Below are 19,912 nucleotides of genomic sequence, written 5' to 3' on the forward strand. Positions count from 1 at the left end.
TCGGGCCATCATGCCGCCGCGCGTCCGTTTCTATCACAACGCCCCCGACCGCCTCGCCCTCGCGCTCGAGCTGGTCGGACGTGCCTACGCCAGCGGGCGCAAGGTCGCGGTGCGCCTGGCCGACGCCGAAGAGCTGCGCCGCTTCGATCAGGCGCTGTGGACGTCCGAACCGCTCGCCTTCGTCCCCCACGTCACCCTCGCCTCCGCCCTCGCGGGCGAAACGCCGGTGGTCCTGGCGGCGGCGGGCGAGGACGCGGGCTGGCCCCACACCGACCTGCTGCTCAACCTCGCCGACGATCTTCCGCCCGGCCACGAGCATTTCCGCACGCTGGTCGAAATCGTCGGCCAGGGCGAAGCGCATGCCCTGCCGGCGCGTGCACGGTGGACCGAGTACCGCCGCCGCGGACTCGAACCGAAGGCCTTCGACGCCGCATCACGGACCGCCTTATGACGAACGGACTGCCTTCGCGGCCCCGCGACGCCGACGCGGGCGATGACCCCCTGCTGCTCGGCACCCTCCGCGAGCACGGCGCCGCCCTCCAGCCTCCGTCCCTGTCCCTCGCGGGGGACGATCTCCCGCTCCTGACCGACGCGCTCGAAGCGGCCGAACTCGATCGCCTCGGCATCCCCCGGCGCCCCGATGCACCGCCGCCGGCCCCCGACACGGCAAGCGGCGCGCCCGTATCCGACACCCCCGCCGCCGCGCTCGCCGACGAGCTCGCCCGCAGCGTCGACGCCTGGCTCGAGCGCGAACTGCCGCGGATCGTCACCGCCGAGCTGGACGCCCTCGCCGCCCGCATCCGTGCCGAAACCCGCGCCCGGATGCACGCCACCCTGCTGCCCGCGCTGTCCGCCCGGCTCGCACGCCGGGCCGGCGACGACACCGGCTGAAGGCGGCTGCGTCCGTCCCTTGCGGGCGGTCCCCGGCGAACGACTCGACGTCATCGCAGGCATATTTCATCGGCGGCGCAGTACCGAGAACACCGCGCCGGGCACGGCGCGGCCATCCGCTATAATCCGCCCTTTGCCTTCACGCGCAGACGCTAAGAACACCATGGAACTCGCCAAGAGCTTCGAACCGGCAGACATCGAACGTCGCTGGTACCCGGAATGGGAATCCCGCGCGTACTTCGACGCCGGCCTCGACACGTCGAACCCCGACGCCTTCTGCATCCTGCTGCCGCCGCCCAACGTCACCGGCACGCTGCACATGGGGCACGGCTTCAACCAGACGATCATGGACGCGCTCACCCGCTACCACCGGATGCGCGGCCATAACACGCTGTGGCAGCCGGGCACCGATCACGCCGGCATCGCCACCCAGATTGTCGTCGAACGCCAGCTCGACGCCCAGGGCATCAGCCGCCACGACCTCGGGCGGGAGAAGTTCCTGGAAATGGTGTGGGAGTGGAAGGAATACTCCGGCGGCACCATCACCCGCCAGATGCGCCGCCTCGGTACCAGCCCGGACTGGAAGCGCGAGCGCTTCACGATGGACGAGGGCCTGTCGAAGACGGTCACCGAGACCTTCGTGCGGCTCTACAACGAAGGCCTGATCTACCGCGGCAAACGCCTGGTGAACTGGGACCCGAAGCTCGGCACCGCGGTGTCCGACCTCGAAGTGGTGTCCGAGGAAGAAGACGGCAGGCTCTACCACATCCTCTACCCCTTCTCCGACGGCCCGATCGCGGGTCTGAAGGGGCTGACCGTCGCCACCACCCGCCCCGAGACCCTGCTCGGCGACGTCGCGGTGATGGTGCACCCGGAAGACGAACGCTATGCCCACCTGATCGGCAACACCGTCGAGCTGCCGCTCACCGGCCGCCACATCCCGATCATCGCCGACGACTACGTCGACCGCGAGTTCGGCACCGGCTGCGTCAAGGTCACCCCGGCGCACGACTTCAACGACTACGCGGTGGGCCAGCGCCACCGCCTCGACATGATCGTGGTGCTGACCCTCGACGGCCGCGTGCCGCCCGTGGCCGAGCGCTACACCACCGACGGCCGGGCGCTCGAAGGTGTGGCGATGCCCGCGACCATCACCGGACTGGACCGCGTGCCGGCACGCGACAAGGTGGTCGCCGAACTCGAAGCGCTCGGCCTGATGGTCGAGATCAAGGCCCACAAGCTGCAGGTGCCGCGCGGCGACCGCACCAGCGTCGTCATCGAACCGATGCTCACCGACCAGTGGTTCGTCGCCATGTCCAAGCCGGGGGCGGACGGCAAGTCGATCACCCAGAAGGCGCTCGAGGTGGTCGCTTCGGGCGAGATCCGCTTCTACCCCGAGAACTGGGTCAACACCTACAACCAGTGGCTCAACAACATCCAGGACTGGTGCATCTCGCGCCAGCTGTGGTGGGGCCACCGCATCCCGGCGTGGTACGACGAGGAAGGCAAGATCTACGTCGCCAGCAGCGAGGAAGAGGCGATCCGCGCCTGGAAGGCCGGGCTCGAAGCCGAGATCGGCACGCTACAGGCCGAAGTCGCCGCGCGCCAGAGCCAGGGCCAGACCGCTGTCGATTATCCCGAACTCGCCGAGCACCTATCGGTGCTGCACGCCCGCTACGAGGAAGGCCGCCTGCGCCAGGAAGAAGACGTCCTCGACACCTGGTACTCCTCCGCGCTGTGGCCGTTCTCGACCCTGGACTGGACCGCCGAGTGGCCGGGCAAGAGCAACGACGCACTCGACCTCTACCTGCCTTCCACCGTGCTCGTCACCGGCTTCGACATCATCTTCTTCTGGGTCGCGCGCATGGTGATGATGACCAAACACATCACCGGCAAGATCCCCTTCAAGCATGTGTACGTGCACGGCCTGATCCGCGATGCCGAAGGGCAGAAGATGAGCAAGTCGAAGGGCAACGTGCTCGACCCGATCGACCTCATCGACGGCATCGCGCTCGACGAGCTGGTCAAGAAGCGTACCTTCGGCCTGATGAACCCCAAGCAGGCGCAGAGCATCGAGAAGAAGACGCGCAAGGAATTCCCCGACGGCATCCCCGCTTTCGGCACCGACGCGCTGCGCTTCACCTTCGCCAGCCTCGCCAGCCCGGGGCGCGACATCAAGTTCGACCTCGCCCGCTGCGAGGGCTACCGCAACTTCTGCAACAAGCTGTGGAACGCCACCCGCTTCGTGCTGATGAACTGCGAAGGCCAGGACTGCGGCCTGGGCGCGGGCGCGCCGACGGCGTGCTCGGCGGAGACGCTCGACTTCTCCTTCGCCGATCGCTGGATCGTCTCCCGCCTGCAGCGCACCGAGATGGAGGTCGCCACCCAGTTCGCCGCCTACCGCTTCGACCTCGTCGCCCGCGCCGTCTACGAGTTTGTCTGGGACGAGTACTGCGACTGGTACCTGGAACTGGCCAAAGTGCAGATCCAGAGCGGCACCCCGGCGCAGCAGCGCGCCACCCGCCGCACCCTGCTGCGCGTGCTCGAGGCCGTGCTGCGCCTGGCCCACCCGCTGATTCCCTTCATCACCGAGGAGCTGTGGCAAACCGTCGCCCCGCTCGCCGCGCGCAAGGACGGCGCCAGCATCATGCTGGCGCGCTACCCGCAGGCCGACCTGAAACGCATCGACGAAGCCGCCGAAGCGAAAGTCGCCGAACTGAAGGCGATGATCTACGCCTGCCGCAACCTGCGCGGCGAGATGAACATCTCTCCCGCCCAGCGCCTGCCCCTGCTCGCCGCCGGCGACGCCGACACCCTGCGGACCTATGCGCCCTACCTCGCCGGCCTGGCCAAGCTCGCCGAAGTGCACATCGTCGACGAGATCGGCAGCGAAGAAATCGCTCCGGTCGCAGTGGCCGGCGAGACCCGCCTGATGCTGAAGGTGGAGATCGACGTCGCCGCCGAACGCGAACGCCTGAGGAAGGAAATCGCCCGCCTCGAAGGCGAAGCGGCCAAAGCCGAAGCCAAGCTTGCCAACGCCAGTTTCGTCGACCGCGCCCCGGCGGCGGTGGTGGCTCAGGAGCGCGAGCGTCTGGCGGGCTTCAAGGCGACGCTGGACAAACTGCGTCCGCAGCTGGCGAAGCTCGGCGGCTGAAAGCGGGAGGGTAAGGGCGGGGGGAAAGGCCGGGGCCACCGCCTTCCCTTCCCCCCGCCCGCAGCGTGCGCGGCGGCCGGACCCGGCCGCACTGCGCGGCCTGCCCGGACGCGCGACGCCTTACTTACGCTTGAGGAAGAACTCGAACGCAGCGTCCTCGGTCTCGCCCTGAGCGACCAGCTCATTGCCGGTCTGGCGGGCAAACGCCTGGAAATCCTTCACCGAGCCGGGGTCGGTCGCCACCACGCGCAGAACCTGCCCGGCCTTGAGCTCGGCCAGCGCCTTCTTCGCGCGCAGGATCGGCAGCGGACAGTTCAGGCCGCGGGCGTCCACATCCTTGTCGAAATTCATCCTTCGTCCTTGTCGGCCACAGTCGTCGAGGGCGAAATTCTAATGGATGCCGACGGCAACCGAAAGCCGCGGCCGGCGGCAGCGGTTCAGCGCAGGCGCTCGCGGCGCTCTTCGCGCAGGCGCTGCTGCAGTTCGCGCAGGCGCGCATCGACCGCCGACTGCGCATAAAAATCACCGTCACCGGCGCGGCGGGCGATTTCGAGTTGCTCGATCGCCGCCGGCAGGCTGCCTTGCAGCAGATAGAGCTCGGCCTGCGCCCGATGCTGCGCGGTGCGCTGACCCAACGCCGCGTTGGCACGCGACAGCAAGCGCCACAGCCGTGCATCGTCGCTGCGGCGGGCAACCCTTTGGCGCAGTTCGCGCTCGGCCTGCGCCGGCTCGCCGCCGACGATACGCGCTTCGGCGAGCGCATAGATCAGGCTGCGGCTATCGGGAAAGCGCTCGCGCGCGGCCTCCAGCCCGCGGATCGCGGCGCCCCCCTCCCCGCGCGCGAGGCGGATTTCGCCCGCGAGCGTTTCCAGCCAGGGCGAGGGCTCAGCGAGGGTGCGCGCCGCCTCCAGGCGCTGCGCCGCCTCTTCCGCCCGCCCCGCGCGCAACAGCGCGCGCGCCAGCCCGTAGGCGAGCGCAGAGTCCTGCGCATGGCGCGCGACCTGGTCTTCGAGTTCGCGCACCACATCCGTGGCGGAGCCGTTGCCGGCGCGCAGCTTGGCGCGCGCGTAGGCGAACCCGGGCGAGTCGGGTACCTGCCGGTAACGCATCGAGGCCACGCGGTTCTCCATGTCGGCGATGCGCTCGGTGGTCAGCGGGTGGGTGCGCAGATAGGCCGGCGCGTTATTTTCGTACACCCGGATCGCCCGCTGCAGGCGCTCGAAAAAGCCGGGCATGCCGCGCACGTCGAAGCCGGCGGCCTCCAGCGTCTCGAGGCCGACGCGGTCGGCGTCGCGCTCGAAGGCGCGGGTGTAACCGAGCTGGGACTGGATCGCCCCGGCCTGGCCGGCGGCGATCGCGGCCTCGCTCACCTGGGAGTTGCTGCGCGCGGCGAGCACCGCCACCAGCAGTGAAGCCACCATCAGCATCGCCGACTGGCTCTGCTTGCCGACGATCTGGGCGATATGGCGCTGGGTGACGTGGGCAATCTCGTGGCCGAGCACCGAAGCCAGTTCCGATTCGCTTTGCGCCGCCAGCAGCAGGCCGGTATGGACGCCGATGTAGCCTCCGGGCAGGGCGAAGGCGTTGAGCGTGGCGTCGCGCACGACGAAAAACTCGAAGTCCTGCGCCAGGCTGCCGCTGGCCGTCGCCAGGCGGTGGCCGAGCCGGCCGACATACTCCTCGATCTCGGGATCGTCCAGATAGGCCGCATCCTGCCGGATCTCGCGGATGATCTGCTCGCCGATGCTGCGCTCGGCGGCGGGCGACAGCTCGGCGGCGGCGACGTCGCCCAGATCGGGCAGATCGAGGGCGTGGACGGGGAAGGCCAGCACGAGGCTGAGCAGCAGGGCAAGAGGTCGGCGCATCATGGAGTGCTATGATACCCGCCCGCCCGCGCACGTTCCCATGCGCCTGTATCCATCTGTAGCCCGCCGCTGCGCGGGCACTGAACGCTGCCCACCGCCACGCTCTCACCCCAGCCCACCATGACCACAAGCACTCCGAACCCGCTGACCCATTTCGATGCCGACGGCCAGGCCCACATGGTCGACGTCGGCGCCAAGGCCGAGACCCGCCGCGTCGCCGTCGCCAGCGGCCGCATCCTGATGCAGCCCGACACTTTCGCGATGATCGAGTCCGGCACGGCGAAGAAAGGCGACGTCATCGGCATCGCCCGCATCGCCGCGATCCAGGCCTCCAAGCGCACCAGCGAACTGATCCCGCTGTGCCATCCGATCCCGCTCACCCGGGTCGCGGTCGAGTTCGCCCTCGATGAAGCCGAATCCGCCGTGCGCTGCACCGTCACCGCCGAAACCGTCGGCCGCACCGGCGTCGAGATGGAAGCGCTCACCGCGGTCAACGTCGCCCTCCTCACCATCTACGACATGTGCAAGGCGGTCGATCGCGGCATGAGGATCGACGGCATCCAGTTGCTGGAAAAGCTGGGAGGAAAGTCCGGGCACTGGAAAGCGTAGGCGGACGATCGAGCGGATCGCGGCGCCGCGGCCGGTGCCGACTGCCCGCCGGAGCAAAAACACCACGGTTACGGCAGCGATGACCGCCCGCCGCGCCGTCGGCGCATCACCATTTCATCGAACTGCGAGTGTTCAGTGTGACCAGGGGTTGAAGATGTGAACGGGCAGGCCGGTGAAGTCTTTGATGCTGCGGGTTACCCGAACCAGGCCGTGTTCCAGCGCAGTGGCCGCAAGCAGGCTAGCCGGCACCGCCCGCCTCGCGGGTGGCGAGCCAGCGTTCCAGCGCTTCGGCTTCCATCGGCCGGGCGTGGAGGTAGCCCTGCACCAGATCGCAGCCGGCCTCGCGCAGGAACATCTGCTCTTCCTCGGTTTCGACCCCCTCGGCCACCGTCTGCAGGCGCAGGCTGTGGGCGAGGTCGATGATGCCGCGCACGATGGAGGCGCTGTCCGGATGGCGGGTCGCCTCGCTGACGAAGGAACGGTCGATCTTGAGCTGGTCGATCGGGAAGCGCCTCAGGTAGGCAAGCGAAGAATAGCCGGTGCCGAAGTCATCGACCGAGATCGCCACTCCCAGTGCCTTCAACTCGGCCAGGGTCTGCGCCGCGCGTTCGGCGTCCTCCATGACCGCACTCTCGGTGATCTCGAGCTTCAGCAGCGCCGCCGGCAGGCCACTGCCGGCAAGGCATTCGCGCACCCGTTCGGCCAGCTGCGCATCGCGGAACTGGCGCGTAGACAAGTTCACCGCCACGCGCAGCGTCCATCCGGCCTGCTGCCAGCGGCACGCCTGGCGGCAGGCGGTGAGCAGCGCCCACTCACCGAGCACCATGATCAACCCGCTCTCCTCGGCGAGCGGAATGAATTCGCCCGGCGCCATCAGCCGCCCGCCATCGTCGCGACAGCGCAGCAGCGCCTCGACGCCGATCACGCGCCCGCTGGCCGCTTCGCAGATCGGCTGGTAGTGCAGCAGAAGATCGCCGCGGGCCAGCGCCCGCCGCAGTTGCGCTTCGAGTTCGAGCTTTTTCAGCGCCTCCGCGTTCATGTCCGCAGTATAGAAACGGAAGGCGTTCCGCCCCGCCTGCTTGGCACGGTACATCGCCGTCTCGGCGTTGCGCAGCAAAGTGTCGTAGTCCTCGCCGTCCTGCGGATAGACGCTGACCCCGAGACTCGCGGTAACGTCGATTTCGCGCTCGCCCACCCTCACCGGCGTATCGAAGACGCGCAGGATCTTGTCGGCAACCAGCGGCACGCTGCCCGCGTCCCCCAGATCGGCCAGCAGCACGACGAATTCATCGCCGCCCAGCCGGGCAACCGTGTCGCGCTCGCGCAGGACCGCCGTGATCCGCTGCGCCACCGTTCGCAGCAGGATATCGCCGGCCTCGTGCCCCAGACTGTCGTTGATGCGCTTAAAGTGATCGAGATCGATCATCATCAGCGCCATCACTCGTCGACGCTGGCGTGAAAAAGCGAGCACCTGCCCGCAGCGGTCGCGCAGCAGGTTGCGGCTGGCGAGCCCGGTCAGCGCGTCCTCGTTGTACTGGCGCTCGAGAGCCTCTTCATAGATCTTGCGTTCGGTGACGTCGTTGATGACGCAGACGAAATGGGTGAGCCGGCCATCGCCATCGCGCACCGGCGCGACGCTCAGCTCGCTCCAGAACAGGCTGCCATCCTTGCGGTGCGCACGCAGCACCGCGGCCGCCTCGGTGCCCTCCGCGATCGCGCGCTCAAGCTCGCCGACCCCGAGCTGGTCGTGGTCGACCCCGATCAGAAAGCACGGATCGAGCCCCACCACTTCCCCTGCGGCATAGCCGGTGATGCGCTCGAACGCCGGGTTGACGTAGACCAGCGGATTACCCGGCTGCAGCGGATCGGTGAGCGCGATGCCGTTGACCGAAGCCTCCACTGCGCGCCCCATCAGGCGCGAGGCCTCCTCGGCCCGCCGTCGCCGCGCCTCGCGCCCGAAGTGGTCGACCGCGAAGGCGACATCATCGGCCATTTCCCGCACGAGCTCGGTCAGCTCGAGGTCGAAAAACCCTTTTTCGTCCGAAAACAGCGCCATGCTGCCGAGCATCCGGCCGTCGGCGACGAGCGGGAAGGCCGCTGCCGCTGCCAATCCTTTCGCCCTCAATTCACCGTGGATGGCGGCCAGGGCGGGATCGGCGAGCAGGTCGTTACACAGGTAGGCACGCCCTTCGCCCACCACGATTTCCGCCGGAGTGCGCAGCTCGCCGTGCCCGGACAGCGGCGCCAGACGCTCCAGCCAGGGCGGGAGCGCACCGTAGCAGCCCACCGGCATCAGCGCCCCGCTGTCGCCATCGAGCAGGCCGATCCAGGCCATCGCCAGGCCGCCGCGGTCGACGGCGATCCGGCACAGCGTCTCGTACAGCGTAGCGGGGTCGGCGGTGTGGATGATCGCCTGGTTGGTTTCGCTGAGCGCGCGATAGAGCCGGTTCAGGCGCAGGATCTGGTGGCGGGCGCGGTCGAGCTCGGCGACATGGGCTTCGAGCTCGGCGGTGCGCTGCTCGAGCTTGGCGACGAGCACCGCATTGTAGTCCTTCAGCATCACCGTTTCCGCAGCTTGCGGCTGGTGCACGGACAGGCGGCCTGCCACCGCCTGCGCCAGCACGGACTGCACCTCCCGGATCAGCGCCTCGGGTTCGGCCGGCTTGATGATGAAGGCGTCAGCGCCCATGTCGCGCGCCAGCTTCTCGTCCTTCGGCCCGGTATAGGTCGCGGTATAGACGATGAAAGGGACGGTGCGCAGGACCGGGTCGGCCTTCCACTCGCGCAACAGGGTGTACCCATCCATCGTCGGCATCAGCAGGTCGCTCACCGCCAGGTCGGGTTTGCGCGTGCGCGCCTGCTCGAGGGCATCCACCCCGTGTTCCGCTTCGCTGACGGTAAAGCCGTGCCCTTGCATCAGCGCCCGCAGCACGTAGCGGTTTTCTTCCCTGTCGTCGACGACCAGGATGTGTTTCATGAGTCCGCCCCCAGGAAACGCTCCACTTCGAGCACGAAGCTGTCCGGATCGATCGGTTTTTCGATATAGCCGTTGCAGCCTGCCGCCAGGCACTGCTCACGGTCTCCCGGCATCGCGTAGGAGGTTACCGCCACCACCGGCACGCTGGCCAGCAGCGCATTGGTCCGCAAGCTCCGCGCCACCGCGTAGCCATCCATCCCCGGCAGCTGGATGTCGAGCAGGATCAGCGCCGGCACGCGCTCTTCGGCCATGCGCAGGCCGCTCGGCCCGTCCTCGGCATGAACCACTTCCCAGCCTCGCGCCTGAAGCAGAAACCCGGCCAGATAGCGGTTCTGCTCATTGTCTTCGATCATCAAAATGTGGCGGTTCATGCGCAAGCCTCCTCTTCCGGGCCATCCGGCCGCAGCGGCAGGACGACCGTGAACGTGCTGCCCTCCTGCCAGCGGCTGCTCACCGTGATCTCGCCCCCCATCAACTCTGCCAGGCGGCGGCAGATGGCCAGGCCGAGGCCGGTGCCCTCATGCTTGCGCGAGAGCGCCGTATCGATCTGGCGGAAAGGCTGAAACAACACGGCGACGTCTTCCGCGCGGATGCCGATCCCCGTGTCGCTCACCGTCATCCGCAGTTTCGACGCGGCCGCAGCACCGGCCGAGCGAGGCGGGCCGGCGACGGCATCGACCTGCAAGCGCACCCCTCCCTGCTCGGTGAACTTGATCGCATTGCTCAGCAGGTTGAGCAAGATCTGTTCGAGCCGGCGCTCATCTCCTTTCATCGTACCGATTCCGTCGGCGATTTCCACGTCGAGGGCCAGAGCCTTCTTGTCGGCCAGCGGGCGAACGATCCCGACCACCTTGGCCACCGCCGCGACCGGATCGAACACGTCGCAGGCCATCCGCAGCTCGCCGGCCTCGATACGGGAAATATCGAGCACGTCGTTGATCAGCGCAAGCAGATGGCGGGCGCTATCGCGCACCATGCCGAGCTGCTTGCCCTGCTCGGCGTTCAGCGGCCCGGCCAGCCCCTGCAGCAGGATGCCGGTAAAACCGATGATCGAATTGAGCGGCGTGCGCAGTTCGTGGCTCATGGTGGCGAGGAAGGCCGATTTCAGGTGATCAGCCGACTCCGCCGCCTGCTTCGCGGTCAGCAGCTCGGCATTGGCGCGGGCAAGGGCCTCGGTCCGTTCGACTACCCGTTGTTCGAGCTCCTGCGTATGGCGCTGAGCGAGCATGTTGACTTCGACATTGCGGCGAACGATTTCATCGGTCTTCAGCGCCACCTGCCGGCGCAGCAGCCACACCCAGGCCACGGCCGCGAGCAGCAGCGCCACGGCCAGCGCCACCGCGCCGGACAGCCACGGCGGCAGAACCACGCGCGGCGCCTCCACCGACCAGTGCCGCAGCGAGCGGAAGTAAGCCGAGTCATGATCCTTCTTGAACGCCACCAGCTGCCGGTCGATGGCCGCGAGCAGCGCCGGATCGCTCCCCTGGCGTGCAGCAAAATAAAGCCGCGCAGGACTGAAGATCACCGCCGTGTCCTCGAGCGCGAAAGCGCCGGCATGGCGCATGCCGAAAAACCGGTTGGTCACCACCGCATCGGCGCGACCTTCGGCAACCGCGGCGAACGCGGCGAAAAAATCGGGCGCGGGCAGCAGCTCGACGGTGAGGCTGAAGCTGGCCATCATCTGCCGGAAGCTGTCTTCCTGCACCGAACCCTCGAGCACCGCGACACGCCGGCCATCGAGATCGAGCAAGGTCCGAATGCCGCTGTCCGGCCGCGCATAGACCTGGCTCCAGCTCGACAGCACCGGTTCATCGTGAAAGTCGAACAATCGTTCGCGCTCGGCGCTCGGCGCCACATCCGGCATCAGATCGATCTCGCCCGCGGCCAGCCGGGTCAGCCCCTCGTTCCACGAACCGGGGACATATTCGATGCGCCAGCCTTCGGCGCGGGCGATCGCCTCGAGCACATCGACGAAGATGCCTTCGGCCTCGCCCTCCGCGTTGAGCCCCACTTTCGGGCTGTTCTGGTAGACCCCGACCCGCAGGCTGTGGTCGGCCACCGCCGACACCGGGAGCAGTAGTAGCACAAGCAGCGCGGCACACGCCGCGCAAACGCGGCACCATGCCGTCCCCCACGCGGGTCGGATCAGAACGCCAGCTTCCATGGCAACTCTCCCTGGATGAAAAGCCGTGCCGCCTCCGACTGCGGGCGGGCGAAAAAGCGCTGCACCGGGGTCTGCTCGCACACCCGGCCGGCCGCCATGAAGACGATGTCGTCGCCGAGGCGGGTGGCCTGGCCGAGGTTGTGGGTGACCATCAGGATACGCGTGCCATCGGTACGGATCTCGCGGATGATGCGCTCGACCTCGGCGCTGGCCGAGGGGTCGAGGCTGGCGGTGGGTTCGTCGAGCAGCAGCAGCCGGGGCCGGGTCAGCCACGCGCGCGCCAGCGCCAGGCGCTGCTGCTCGCCACCGGAGAGCTGGCGCGCGCTGTCTTCGGCGCGGTGCGCCAGCCCCACCCGCGCCAGCACCGCCTGCGCCCGCCGCCGGCGCTCGCCCCGCATCACCCCGAGCGGCTTCAGGCCGAGGGCGACGTTGTCGAGCACGCTGGCGCGCAGCACCATCGGGTGCTGGAACACCATCTTCACCCGGTGCCCGGGCGGAACGCCCCCCACCTGTCCCGCACCGCCCCACTCGATGTCCCCGCCACCGGGCCGGATCAGGCCGCAAATCGTGCGCAGCAGCACCGACTTGCCGGCGCCGTTCGGCCCCAGCACCAGGGTGATCCCTTCCGGACCGAGTTCCAGATCGACGCCGGCCAGGACTTCGCGGCCACCGGGCGCATAGCGCAGGTCGCGGATGCGCAAGGGAAGGATGTCGTCCGCCATGGTCAGCATCGCCACTGCGCTAGCCGAAACGGCGCATCGCCCAGTGGCGCAGCGCAGCGGCGAAGGCGTTGAGCAGGAGGATGATCACGATCAGCACGATGCCGAGCGCGATCGCCAGCGGCAGATCGCCCTTGCTGGTTTCGAGGGCGATCGCCGTGGTCATGACCCGGGTGGCGCGGTCGATGTTGCCGCCGACGATCATCACCGCCCCGACCTCGCTCATCGCCCGCCCCAGGCCGGCGAGCAGGGCCACCACCAGGGAATGGCGGCAGTCGTGGAGCAAGGTGGTGACGCTGTCCCACCACGAAAAGCCCATCACCTCCAGCTCCTCGGCATAGCGCTGCCAGCTGTCCTCGACCACCTGGCGGGTGATCGCCGCCATCAGCGGCACCACCAGCAGGGTCTGGGCGACGACCATCGCCGCCGGCGTGTACAGCAGGCCGGCGCTGCCGAAAGGCCCGGAGCGCGACAGCAGCAGATACACGACCACCCCCACCACCACCGAGGGCAGCCCCATCAGCGCATTGACCAGCACCGACAGCAGGTTCTTGCCGGGAAAACGCCCGACCGCGATGCACGCGCCCAGCGGCAGTCCGATCAGGGTGCCGAGCACGACCGCGCCGCCGCTGACCTGCAGCGACAGCAAGACGATCTCCGCCACTGCGGCATCGAAGCCGGACAGCAGCGACAGCGCATCGGAAAACGTGGAGGTGAACGCCGACATTGCCGCGAGCATACCCGACAAGGGCGCGGCAGGGCACGCCTCCCGGCACCGCCCGCGGGCCGGGCAGGACGCGCCGCATCGGGGCCCCCGAGGGGCGCCGGCACCGCCGGATACGGCGCCAGTGCCTCTCGGGATGGCCTCAAGCCACCAGCTTCTTCAAGGTTTCGAGCACCGCCGCACCGTTGAACGGTTTGACGATCCAGCCCTTGATCCCGGCCGCCTTGCCGCGTTCCTTCATCCCCGGACTGCTTTCGGTCGTCAGCATGATGACGTTGACCGACGTGTTGCCCAGCTCGCCGCGGATCTTTTCGACCATTGTCAGCCCGTCCATGTTCGGCATGTTGACGTCGCTCAGGACCAGCCGGATGCCGGGGTCGGACTTCATCCTGGCCAGCCCGTCCTTGCCATCGACCGCCGTTGCGACGTCGAGCCCGTTGCCTTTCAGGAAAGCCGCCACGTCCTCGCGGACGGTGCGCGAATCGTCCACCACCAGAATTTTCGCCATATGGATGTCCTTGATACGTTCGCTCAGAACAATTCGAGCGCCCCGCCCTCTTCCTCGGCGAGCGCCGGATCGATGCGGAAATCGATATCCCCATACGCGCACAGGCACAGCGTGGCGTGCAGCGAGGCCGTGCGGTTGATTTCGATCCGGTAGTGCGCCAGGTAGGCCGGGTCGAGCGCCGCAATGAACGGCAGGCATTTCCGGTCGAGGACGGAAGGCGTGGACATGCCCATGTGGGGGAAAAACCGGCCGAGCTCGCGATTCATCGCGCCGCAGCACATGTTGCCGATTTCACCGAAGACCTCGAAAAACGGGCGGCCCGAGTCGCCCCGCGCGAAGTAATCCACGCTCGCCTTGCCGGCATCGACATGAAAGATCGTCAGCAGGCGAAAAAGGTAGGACGCGATGGTGAACACGACGATCCGGCTTTCCGGCGGCTCGAATCGATGCGAGGGCGGCAGCAGCGCAATATCGATCGTATCGGACGGATTCATGACGAGATTGGCGCGCACCGCCCGGGTAAACAGCAGGTCGACACCCTGCCGGGCCTGCTCGCTGATCATGCGATCTCCCCGAGGCGCTTCTGCAGCCGGCCGATCAGTGCATCCAGGCTGCTGATCGCGGACATGATCATCTTGCCGTCGGCCTGGATTTCCTGAAAGGTCGCCGTCGTCGTCAGATCATTCTTGTGCAGGCTCAGGCTGTAGTCCTTCGAAAGCGCCTCGGAACGGATCGCCAGTGCCCGCACTTCGTTGGCGACGACGGCGAAGCCGCGTCCGGATTCGCCCGCCCGCGCCGCTTCGATCGCCGCATTCAGGGAGAGGATGACCACCTGCCTGACGATCGACGAAAATTCGTCGTTCTGCCGGTGCATCTCCCGGTTCTGCGCCATCAGCGAGTTCATCTCGTCGTGCCAGTGCTCGAAGGTCACGGCCAGCTTCCGCAGCTGCGCCGCCTCGCCGGCCAGCTGTTCGACCTGCTCCGACAAATCGGCTTTCAAGCTGCGGCGCTCCCGCCGCGACGCGTCCTCTCCACCACTGGCCACGCCCCGTATTTGGCGAAGTTCCTGCTCGAGGCTTTCCAGGCGCTGCGCCAGGGCCTCGCGCTCCACCTCCAGGCCGGCGTTTTCAGCGGCGAGCCGGACCAGCGAGCCTTCCAGCACCGCCTTTTCGCCCACCGCCAGATGATGGTCGGAGCGCAACAGATGCAACTCTTCACGATGCGCAGCCTTGATTGTCGCCACGGCCCGGCGCGAAACACGCCCTGCGCGGAAATATTCGGCCAGCCAGACGACCATCGACAGCACGCCGGCCATCATCATGAATTCGGTTGGGATCATCGATCAGGTCGCCGAAAGTTTGCCTTCGAGATTGAGCAGCGTCCCCATGATTCCGCAAGGGGCCGGCGTCGATTCGCTGCCAGGCGAAAGCCTGGCCTGCACCGGGATGCGGGCGGCGCTCACCTGCACCGCGCATGTTCCCGGTAGCGTGATGAGCGTCTCGAAGGCGCGGAAGCCGGCGCCGACCTTGCCGTCGGTAAAGCGCAACTCGATCTCGCCCCCTTCGCGCTTGACGAAATCGCGCACCGCATCCATGCCGACGCCGCGCCCCGACACCTCGGTCACGGCGCTGGCGGTGGAGAAACCGGGGGCAAAAACGAGCTTGGCGATGTCCTCATCCGAAACCGGTGCGCCCTCCGTAAGCAGCCCTTTTTCCAGCCCCTTCCGGCGAATATGAGCGAGCGCCAGCCCCTTGCCGTCATCGCGCAGACGCATCGACAGACGACCGCCGGCGAGCGCCATATCGAGCACAATCCGGCCCGCGGCCGACTTGCCATTGACCAGGCGTTCGGCCATCGGCTCGATGCCGTGATCGAGCGAATTCCGGTACAGGTGCATGAACACGTTGCGCAGCAGATCACAAGCCTGGTTGCGGACATGGATTCCGTGGTCGTTCAATACCAGCGTCGGTGCCTCCTTGCCGAGTTCCGCGGCCAGCGACGGCAGCGAGGCGAAGACGCCGGCGAGCACCTCGCGCATCGGCGCGGTGCCGATCAGGCGCAGGTCGTGACGGATTCCCTGCAGGATCGCCGCCAGCGTTTCCTGCGGGATCGACGCCAGATCGAGCCCCTCCAGGCCGGCGCCGATCTGCTCGATCCGGGCACGCGGCACCATCAGGTATTTGTCTTCACGTCCCCGGCGACCCGGCCCGCGGCGACCGAGCTTGACGTCGTTCAACGACACGTACTGCTCGATACTGCCCATCACCGCCTGCAGCTGCTCGAGCAGTTTTTCCTTGTCCAGGATCACGGTCGCGTTCCTGCGCAATTCATCGTAAGCCTGCTCGGCCTCATGCACGATGTTGGCCAGGTGCAACAGACCGTAGGTCCGGGCGTTACCCTTGATCGTATGCATGTTGCGGAAGAGCTGCGTCACCAGTTCCGGATGGGAATCGTCCGCCGCATCGGCCGAAAGCAGCAAGGCTTCGTTTTCACCGACGAAATTCCGCGCGCTATCGACGAATTCGGTGAACTTTTCCTGCTGGACCCCGAGAATCTGGCCGATCATTTCAAGTTCGCGCTTCTGCTGCCCGGCCTCGGCTTCAAGCTCGCGCAGTTCGGTCACATCGCGCACGCAGACCATGATTTTTTCGACCACATCGTTCTCGTCGCAGATCGGCGACCAGCCCAATTCGAGCGTCTTTACCCGCCCGTTCGCCAAGGTCCGCTTGATTTCGCCGACCAGCAGGTGAGCGTTGAACTCGAAGTTCATCCGCTCTTCGCCGATGCAGGCGGCCAGCGTTGCTTCGACCTGCGACAAGACGTCGGAGCCGATGCCATCGTGACCGAGCAGGAAGCTCATGGCGCGTTGCCCGGCCACCTCGTCGGTCTCGAAAATCGTTTCGAGATACACCGAGTATTCAGGATGGATCAGGCCGCCATCGACCACCGTCAACACCCCCTGCGGCATGTTCTGCAGCATGGTGTGGATATCGTTGGTCTTCTCGCGCAACTGGGCGCTACGCTCGGCAAGGCTCTTGGCCATGGCGTTGAACTGCTCGCCGACATTGCCGAGCTCGTCCCGGGTCGTGACCTCGACACGCGCGCCGAGATCGCCGGCCGCCATCGTGTTGACCGCATCGGACAGACCGTTCACCGCCCGCATGATCGAGATGTAGGCGGCGACGAAGCCCGCCACGACGAGCGCGAAGATCGCCAACATGGCGAGGATGAGGCCGTTGCGCTGCAGTTGCCTGGCGGCGAGGCGGTCGGCGAGCAGCCGGTCGGTTGCGGCGACGATCTCGCTGCCGATGCCCAGGGTTTCATCGAAGGCCGCCTCGGTCAGCGCGAGGAAGGCCGCCGGCTCCATGCCGAAATCGGTCGTATCGAGCATCTTCGTCGTCAGCGCTTCCTGGATCGCCAGGTACGCGGTGTTCAGGCGGCCACCGGCTTTTTCCAGGATCGCCGCCTGCGCGGGATGCTCCTGCCCGACCTTCTGCAAGGCCTCCATGCTCCACTGCACCAGCACATTGAAGTTGCCGCGCTGCATCGTCAGTTCGCTGCGACGGCTGCCGCGCAGACTTTTCCTGCTCAGCGTCATCGCCCCTATTTCGGCGGTAACGCCGGTCGCATGGACGAGCGAACCGTAGTAGCCGGTGAGCACACCCAGCAAACGGCTGCTCGACGCATCGCCATCGATCAGCAAGCCGGCCCCATCGTTCAGTTGCTCGAGCCCGGAGCGCATCCCGGCAATGGCGGCGGACAAGCCGTCCACATCGAAAGCATCGATGCTCCTGGCCATCGTCGCCCAAGAGACCGGGCCGAAGCCGGTTGCGGGCAGCGGCTCGGCAAAGCCCTGCGCAGCAAAAGTCCGCTGCAGGTTGCGGAGTGCCTCGTGCGCACCGAACTGCCGGGCGGCGACCAGCCCTTGCAGCCCGGATGATCCATCCTGGCCGTCCTGAACCGCCTGGCGCGTCGCCAGCAATTGGTAAAGACGGGCAAAGAGCTGGTGCACCGGAACCTGCATGGCCAATGCGGAACGCTCCGTCTCGAGCGCCGTGACACGGGCATTGAGGGCAAAGACGAGAACGCCGGCCGCCACCAGCAGGGGCAGGCCGAAAATCAGCGCGGTGATGCGGAGCTTGCTACGGAAGGACAGCCGGCCAACGACGTGTACGACAGGCTCGAGGAGGCGCATATGGGCAGGACTTCATGAAATGAAACTCCGCCGATGCTAGGCAGTACGCATTACGCCGCGATTACACCCACTCGGCGAAAGGTTTAACCGCCGCCTTTGCGCATCGCGTTATCGAGACGGCTCAGCAGGGCGCGCCGCGCCGGCTCGACGCCCGGAACAGTAAAGCGGTAGCGAACGTGCAGTTGGGGCAGCTCGAGCAGCCCCAGCCGGCGCACGCCCGCCGCCTCCACCTCGATTTCCAGAACCAGTTCGCCGTCCCGGAGGCGGAAACGGCCCTGCGCCGCACCGCCTTCGAGCGCCGGCCAGGCCATGCGCAGTTCGCGCTCGAACCCGGCGGGCGTGGCGGTCATCCGGCGCACGAAGGACTCCGGCACCGGGCCGCTGAAGAAGCGCGGCGACTCGAGCGTCATCCGTGTACGGGGCCCTCTCCCGCTCAGCCGCCCGCGATCGGCGGCCAGGCGGCAAGCTCGTCGCCGTCCGCCAGGCGCCGCGTGGCGCGCGCGGCCGGCGCCACGTAGTGTCCATTGACCAGCACCAGGTGGGCGCTGCGCTCGGGCACACGATAGCGCTGCAGCATGTCCGCCACGGTCGTGCCCTCGTCGACATCGAGTTCGAGCCGGTTGCCACGATGGCCCGCGGGCAGGTAGTCGGCGAGCGAGGCGAACAGCTTCAATGCGACCCGGATCGTCATCCCGGCCTCCCGGCCGCGGCCGCGCCGCGCACCCCGCGTTCCGCCCGCGCCGCACCCCTTCATGCCCGTCCCCCAGTTCAGCGCGCCAGCGCCATCGGCTGCTGGCTGCAGGCGACGTAGGCGTCGACGAAAGCCAGCGGCGCCGCAAGCAGACGCGCCTTCCACGCGCCGAGCCTGACCTGGCCGTGGATCAGGCCGCGCAGCGCGCCGACGTGCTCGGTGAGCCCGATCGAAGTCGCACCGATCAGCACGTCGTCCTTGAACTGGAGGCTCAGATAGCGATAGCGCGCATCGTCGACCAGCTCGACGCCTTCACCGCCGTGCTCCGCCTTCTCCCCCCACCACTGGCCGAAGGAAGACGAGATCAGCCCCAGGGTGTCGAGCACGTTGATCGCCAGGACGCCGTTCAGGCGGGTCTCGCCAGCCTCGCCACGCGCCATGTTGAGCGCCGCGATGCGGGCCTGGTCGGCGGCATTGGGCTGGATCGCCGCGACCAGATGGGCGCCGGTGAAGAGGTCGGGCGCCTCGGCGACGTCGCCGGCAGCGAAGATCCCGGCCACGCTCGTCTGCATGCGCGCATCCACCAGCACGCCCTTGGCCACCTGCACCGCCGTGCCGTCGAGAAAACCGACGTTGGGCGCCACCCCGGCTGCGACGATGACCAGCTCGCACTCCAGGCGCTCACCGGTCGACAGGCTCACCGCCAGCGGCGCGGCGGCACCGACCGCACTGCCACGGTCGATGCGCTGCACTCCGGCGGAGGTGACGACGCGAATGCCCTTGTCCTCGACCCAGCGCTTGATCATGGCCCCGGCCGTGGGCGTCATCATCCGCGGCACCATGCGGTCGCCCATTTCCACCACGGTGAGCTCGACGCCGCGCTTGGCCAGCGCCTCCATGATGATGCAGCCGATGAAGCCGGCGCCGAGCTGCAGCACGCGCGCGCCGGGCCGGGCCAGCGCGGCGATCGCGCGCGCATCGGCGAGCGTCCAGCAGGTGTGCACTTCGGGCAGGTCCACGCCGGGGATCGGCGGGCGCACCGGGTGCGAGCCGGTGGCGATCAGGAGACGGTCGTAGGGCTCGAAATGGCCGTCGTCGAACAGCACGCGGCGCTTGTCGGTGTCGACCGCCACCGCGCGCCCACGCAGCGCGCGGATGCGCAGGCGCTCGAAATGGTCGGGCGCCTTGCGCAGCCAGGTACCCGACTCGTCGATGTTGCCTTCGAGCAGGTAGGGGATCGCCATGCGCGAGTACGGCGGCGCGTCCTCGCTGCCGGCGAGCACGATGTCGTCCTCCTGCGCTGCGCGGCGCAGCGTCTCGGCGGCGACCACCCCGGCGGGGCCGTTGCCCAGAATCAGGTGTCTCATGCGCAAATCCTCGAAAGGCGCGCGGCTTGCACCCCTCACTGCGGACGG

The 19,912-nt window shown here is 67.7% G+C and carries 18 protein-coding genes; 4 read left to right on the forward strand and 14 right to left on the reverse strand.

Annotation, left to right across the window (positions count from 1 at the left end; translation table 11 throughout):
• Positions 1–10: 10 nt before the first annotated feature.
• The 3 genes from MXC99_RS11450 to MXC99_RS11460 all read left to right on the forward strand — a co-directional run bounded on the left by MXC99_RS11450 (position 11) and on the right by MXC99_RS11460 (position 4,045).
• A complete protein-coding gene (locus tag MXC99_RS11450) occupies positions 11–451 on the forward strand; it encodes a DNA polymerase III subunit chi (protein ID WP_247725584.1) in 441 nt (146 codons plus the stop codon).
• Positions 448–891: a hypothetical protein gene (locus tag MXC99_RS11455; RefSeq protein ID WP_247725585.1), complete on the forward strand. Its 444-nt coding sequence runs from the start codon at positions 448–450 to the stop codon at positions 889–891. The genes MXC99_RS11450 and MXC99_RS11455 overlap by 4 nt, the downstream gene beginning before the upstream one ends.
• A 163-nt stretch (positions 892–1,054) precedes the next feature.
• A complete protein-coding gene (locus MXC99_RS11460; RefSeq protein ID WP_247725586.1) occupies positions 1,055–4,045 on the forward strand; it encodes a valine--tRNA ligase in 2,991 nt (996 codons plus the stop codon).
• Positions 4,046–4,165: 120 nt separating this feature from the next.
• On the opposite strand, the gene MXC99_RS11465 is transcribed toward MXC99_RS11460, so the two are convergent.
• Both MXC99_RS11465 and MXC99_RS11470 read right to left on the reverse strand, forming a co-directional pair.
• Positions 4,166–4,396, reverse strand: coding sequence for a sulfurtransferase TusA family protein (locus MXC99_RS11465; RefSeq protein WP_247725587.1), 231 nt, complete (start codon positions 4,394–4,396; stop codon positions 4,166–4,168).
• Between the two features lie 86 nt (positions 4,397–4,482).
• The gene (locus MXC99_RS11470) at positions 4,483–5,913 is read right to left on the reverse strand and encodes a beta-barrel assembly-enhancing protease (protein WP_247725588.1); all 1,431 of its coding nucleotides are present in this window, start codon (positions 5,911–5,913) and stop codon (positions 4,483–4,485) included.
• A gap of 117 nt (positions 5,914–6,030) precedes the next feature.
• Between MXC99_RS11470 and moaC the strand changes: the two genes are divergently transcribed.
• The gene (gene moaC, locus MXC99_RS11475; RefSeq protein WP_247725589.1) at positions 6,031–6,519 is read left to right on the forward strand and encodes a cyclic pyranopterin monophosphate synthase MoaC; all 489 of its coding nucleotides are present in this window, start codon (positions 6,031–6,033) and stop codon (positions 6,517–6,519) included.
• A gap of 238 nt (positions 6,520–6,757) precedes the next feature.
• Here moaC and MXC99_RS11480 read toward each other — a convergent pair whose 3' ends face one another.
• The 12 genes from MXC99_RS11480 to MXC99_RS11535 all read right to left on the reverse strand — a co-directional run bounded on the left by MXC99_RS11480 (position 6,758) and on the right by MXC99_RS11535 (position 19,864).
• A complete protein-coding gene (locus MXC99_RS11480; RefSeq protein WP_247725590.1) occupies positions 6,758–9,496 on the reverse strand; it encodes a two-component system response regulator in 2,739 nt (912 codons plus the stop codon).
• Positions 9,493–9,867 (reverse strand): response regulator, encoded by a 375-nt coding sequence (locus tag MXC99_RS11485; protein ID WP_247725591.1) that lies wholly within the window; start codon positions 9,865–9,867, stop codon positions 9,493–9,495. The genes MXC99_RS11480 and MXC99_RS11485 overlap by 4 nt, the downstream gene beginning before the upstream one ends.
• On the reverse strand, positions 9,864–11,582 hold the full coding sequence (locus MXC99_RS11490) for an ATP-binding protein (protein WP_247725592.1): 1,719 nt from the start codon (positions 11,580–11,582) through the stop codon (positions 9,864–9,866). Before MXC99_RS11490 ends, MXC99_RS11485 begins: the two co-directional genes overlap by 4 nt.
• A gap of 59 nt (positions 11,583–11,641) precedes the next feature.
• The gene (locus tag MXC99_RS11495) at positions 11,642–12,391 is read right to left on the reverse strand and encodes an ABC transporter ATP-binding protein (RefSeq protein WP_432654249.1); all 750 of its coding nucleotides are present in this window, start codon (positions 12,389–12,391) and stop codon (positions 11,642–11,644) included.
• Between the two features lie 10 nt (positions 12,392–12,401).
• Positions 12,402–13,106, reverse strand: coding sequence for an ABC transporter permease (locus MXC99_RS11500; protein ID WP_247725593.1), 705 nt, complete (start codon positions 13,104–13,106; stop codon positions 12,402–12,404).
• A 139-nt stretch (positions 13,107–13,245) separates the two neighbouring features.
• Positions 13,246–13,611, reverse strand: a complete 366-nt coding sequence (locus MXC99_RS11505; RefSeq protein WP_247725594.1) for a response regulator — start codon at positions 13,609–13,611, stop codon at positions 13,246–13,248.
• A gap of 23 nt (positions 13,612–13,634) precedes the next feature.
• On the reverse strand, positions 13,635–14,174 hold the full coding sequence (locus MXC99_RS11510; RefSeq protein ID WP_247725595.1) for a hypothetical protein: 540 nt from the start codon (positions 14,172–14,174) through the stop codon (positions 13,635–13,637).
• A complete protein-coding gene (locus tag MXC99_RS16960) occupies positions 14,171–14,932 on the reverse strand; it encodes a methyl-accepting chemotaxis protein (RefSeq protein ID WP_282100152.1) in 762 nt (253 codons plus the stop codon). Before MXC99_RS16960 ends, MXC99_RS11510 begins: the two co-directional genes overlap by 4 nt.
• Positions 14,933–14,953: 21 nt before the next feature.
• Positions 14,954–17,806 carry a HAMP domain-containing protein gene (locus MXC99_RS11520; RefSeq protein WP_247725596.1) on the reverse strand — a complete coding sequence of 951 codons (2,853 nt, stop codon included), beginning with the start codon at positions 17,804–17,806 and terminating at the stop codon, positions 14,954–14,956.
• Between the two features lie 83 nt (positions 17,807–17,889).
• A complete protein-coding gene (locus MXC99_RS11525) occupies positions 17,890–18,216 on the reverse strand; it encodes a hypothetical protein (protein WP_247725597.1) in 327 nt (108 codons plus the stop codon).
• A gap of 23 nt (positions 18,217–18,239) precedes the next feature.
• Entirely contained in the window at positions 18,240–18,497 is a 258-nt protein-coding gene (locus MXC99_RS11530; RefSeq protein ID WP_247725598.1) for a MoaD/ThiS family protein, read from the reverse strand.
• A 77-nt stretch (positions 18,498–18,574) separates the two neighbouring features.
• Positions 18,575–19,864 carry an NAD(P)/FAD-dependent oxidoreductase gene (locus tag MXC99_RS11535; protein ID WP_247725599.1) on the reverse strand — a complete coding sequence of 430 codons (1,290 nt, stop codon included), beginning with the start codon at positions 19,862–19,864 and terminating at the stop codon, positions 18,575–18,577.
• Positions 19,865–19,912 lie beyond the last annotated feature (48 nt).

The organism is Thauera aromatica (assembly GCF_023093595.1).
Lineage (GTDB): Bacteria > Pseudomonadota > Gammaproteobacteria > Burkholderiales > Rhodocyclaceae > Thauera > Thauera aromatica_A.

Bases quoted from the DNA above. Each gene is read 5' to 3' on its own strand.
- MXC99_RS11485 (WP_247725591.1), bottom strand. From the start codon at position 9,867: ATGAACCGCCACATTTTGATGATCGAAGACAATGAGCAGAACCGCTAT.
- MXC99_RS11500 (WP_247725593.1), bottom strand. From the start codon at position 13,106: ATGTCGGCGTTCACCTCCACGTTTTCCGATGCGCTGTCGCTGCTGTCC.
- MXC99_RS11465 (WP_247725587.1), bottom strand. From the start codon at position 4,396: ATGAATTTCGACAAGGATGTGGACGCCCGCGGCCTGAACTGTCCGCTG.
- MXC99_RS11505 (WP_247725594.1), bottom strand. From the start codon at position 13,611: ATGGCGAAAATTCTGGTGGTGGACGATTCGCGCACCGTCCGCGAGGAC.
- MXC99_RS11455 (WP_247725585.1), top strand. From the start codon at position 448: ATGACGAACGGACTGCCTTCGCGGCCCCGCGACGCCGACGCGGGCGAT.
- MXC99_RS16960 (WP_282100152.1), bottom strand. From the start codon at position 14,932: ATGATGATGGCCGGCGTGCTGTCGATGGTCGTCTGGCTGGCCGAATAT.
- MXC99_RS11450 (WP_247725584.1), top strand. From the start codon at position 11: ATGCCGCCGCGCGTCCGTTTCTATCACAACGCCCCCGACCGCCTCGCC.
- MXC99_RS11520 (WP_247725596.1), bottom strand. From the start codon at position 17,806: ATGCGCCTCCTCGAGCCTGTCGTACACGTCGTTGGCCGGCTGTCCTTC.
- MXC99_RS11495 (WP_432654249.1), bottom strand. From the start codon at position 12,391: ATGCTGACCATGGCGGACGACATCCTTCCCTTGCGCATCCGCGACCTG.
- MXC99_RS11535 (WP_247725599.1), bottom strand. From the start codon at position 19,864: ATGAGACACCTGATTCTGGGCAACGGCCCCGCCGGGGTGGTCGCCGCC.
- MXC99_RS11480 (WP_247725590.1), bottom strand. From the start codon at position 9,496: ATGAAACACATCCTGGTCGTCGACGACAGGGAAGAAAACCGCTACGTG.
- MXC99_RS11510 (WP_247725595.1), bottom strand. From the start codon at position 14,174: ATGATCAGCGAGCAGGCCCGGCAGGGTGTCGACCTGCTGTTTACCCGG.
- MXC99_RS11525 (WP_247725597.1), bottom strand. From the start codon at position 18,216: ATGACGCTCGAGTCGCCGCGCTTCTTCAGCGGCCCGGTGCCGGAGTCC.
- moaC (WP_247725589.1), top strand. From the start codon at position 6,031: ATGACCACAAGCACTCCGAACCCGCTGACCCATTTCGATGCCGACGGC.
- MXC99_RS11470 (WP_247725588.1), bottom strand. From the start codon at position 5,913: ATGATGCGCCGACCTCTTGCCCTGCTGCTCAGCCTCGTGCTGGCCTTC.
- MXC99_RS11460 (WP_247725586.1), top strand. From the start codon at position 1,055: ATGGAACTCGCCAAGAGCTTCGAACCGGCAGACATCGAACGTCGCTGG.
- MXC99_RS11530 (WP_247725598.1), bottom strand. From the start codon at position 18,497: ATGACGATCCGGGTCGCATTGAAGCTGTTCGCCTCGCTCGCCGACTAC.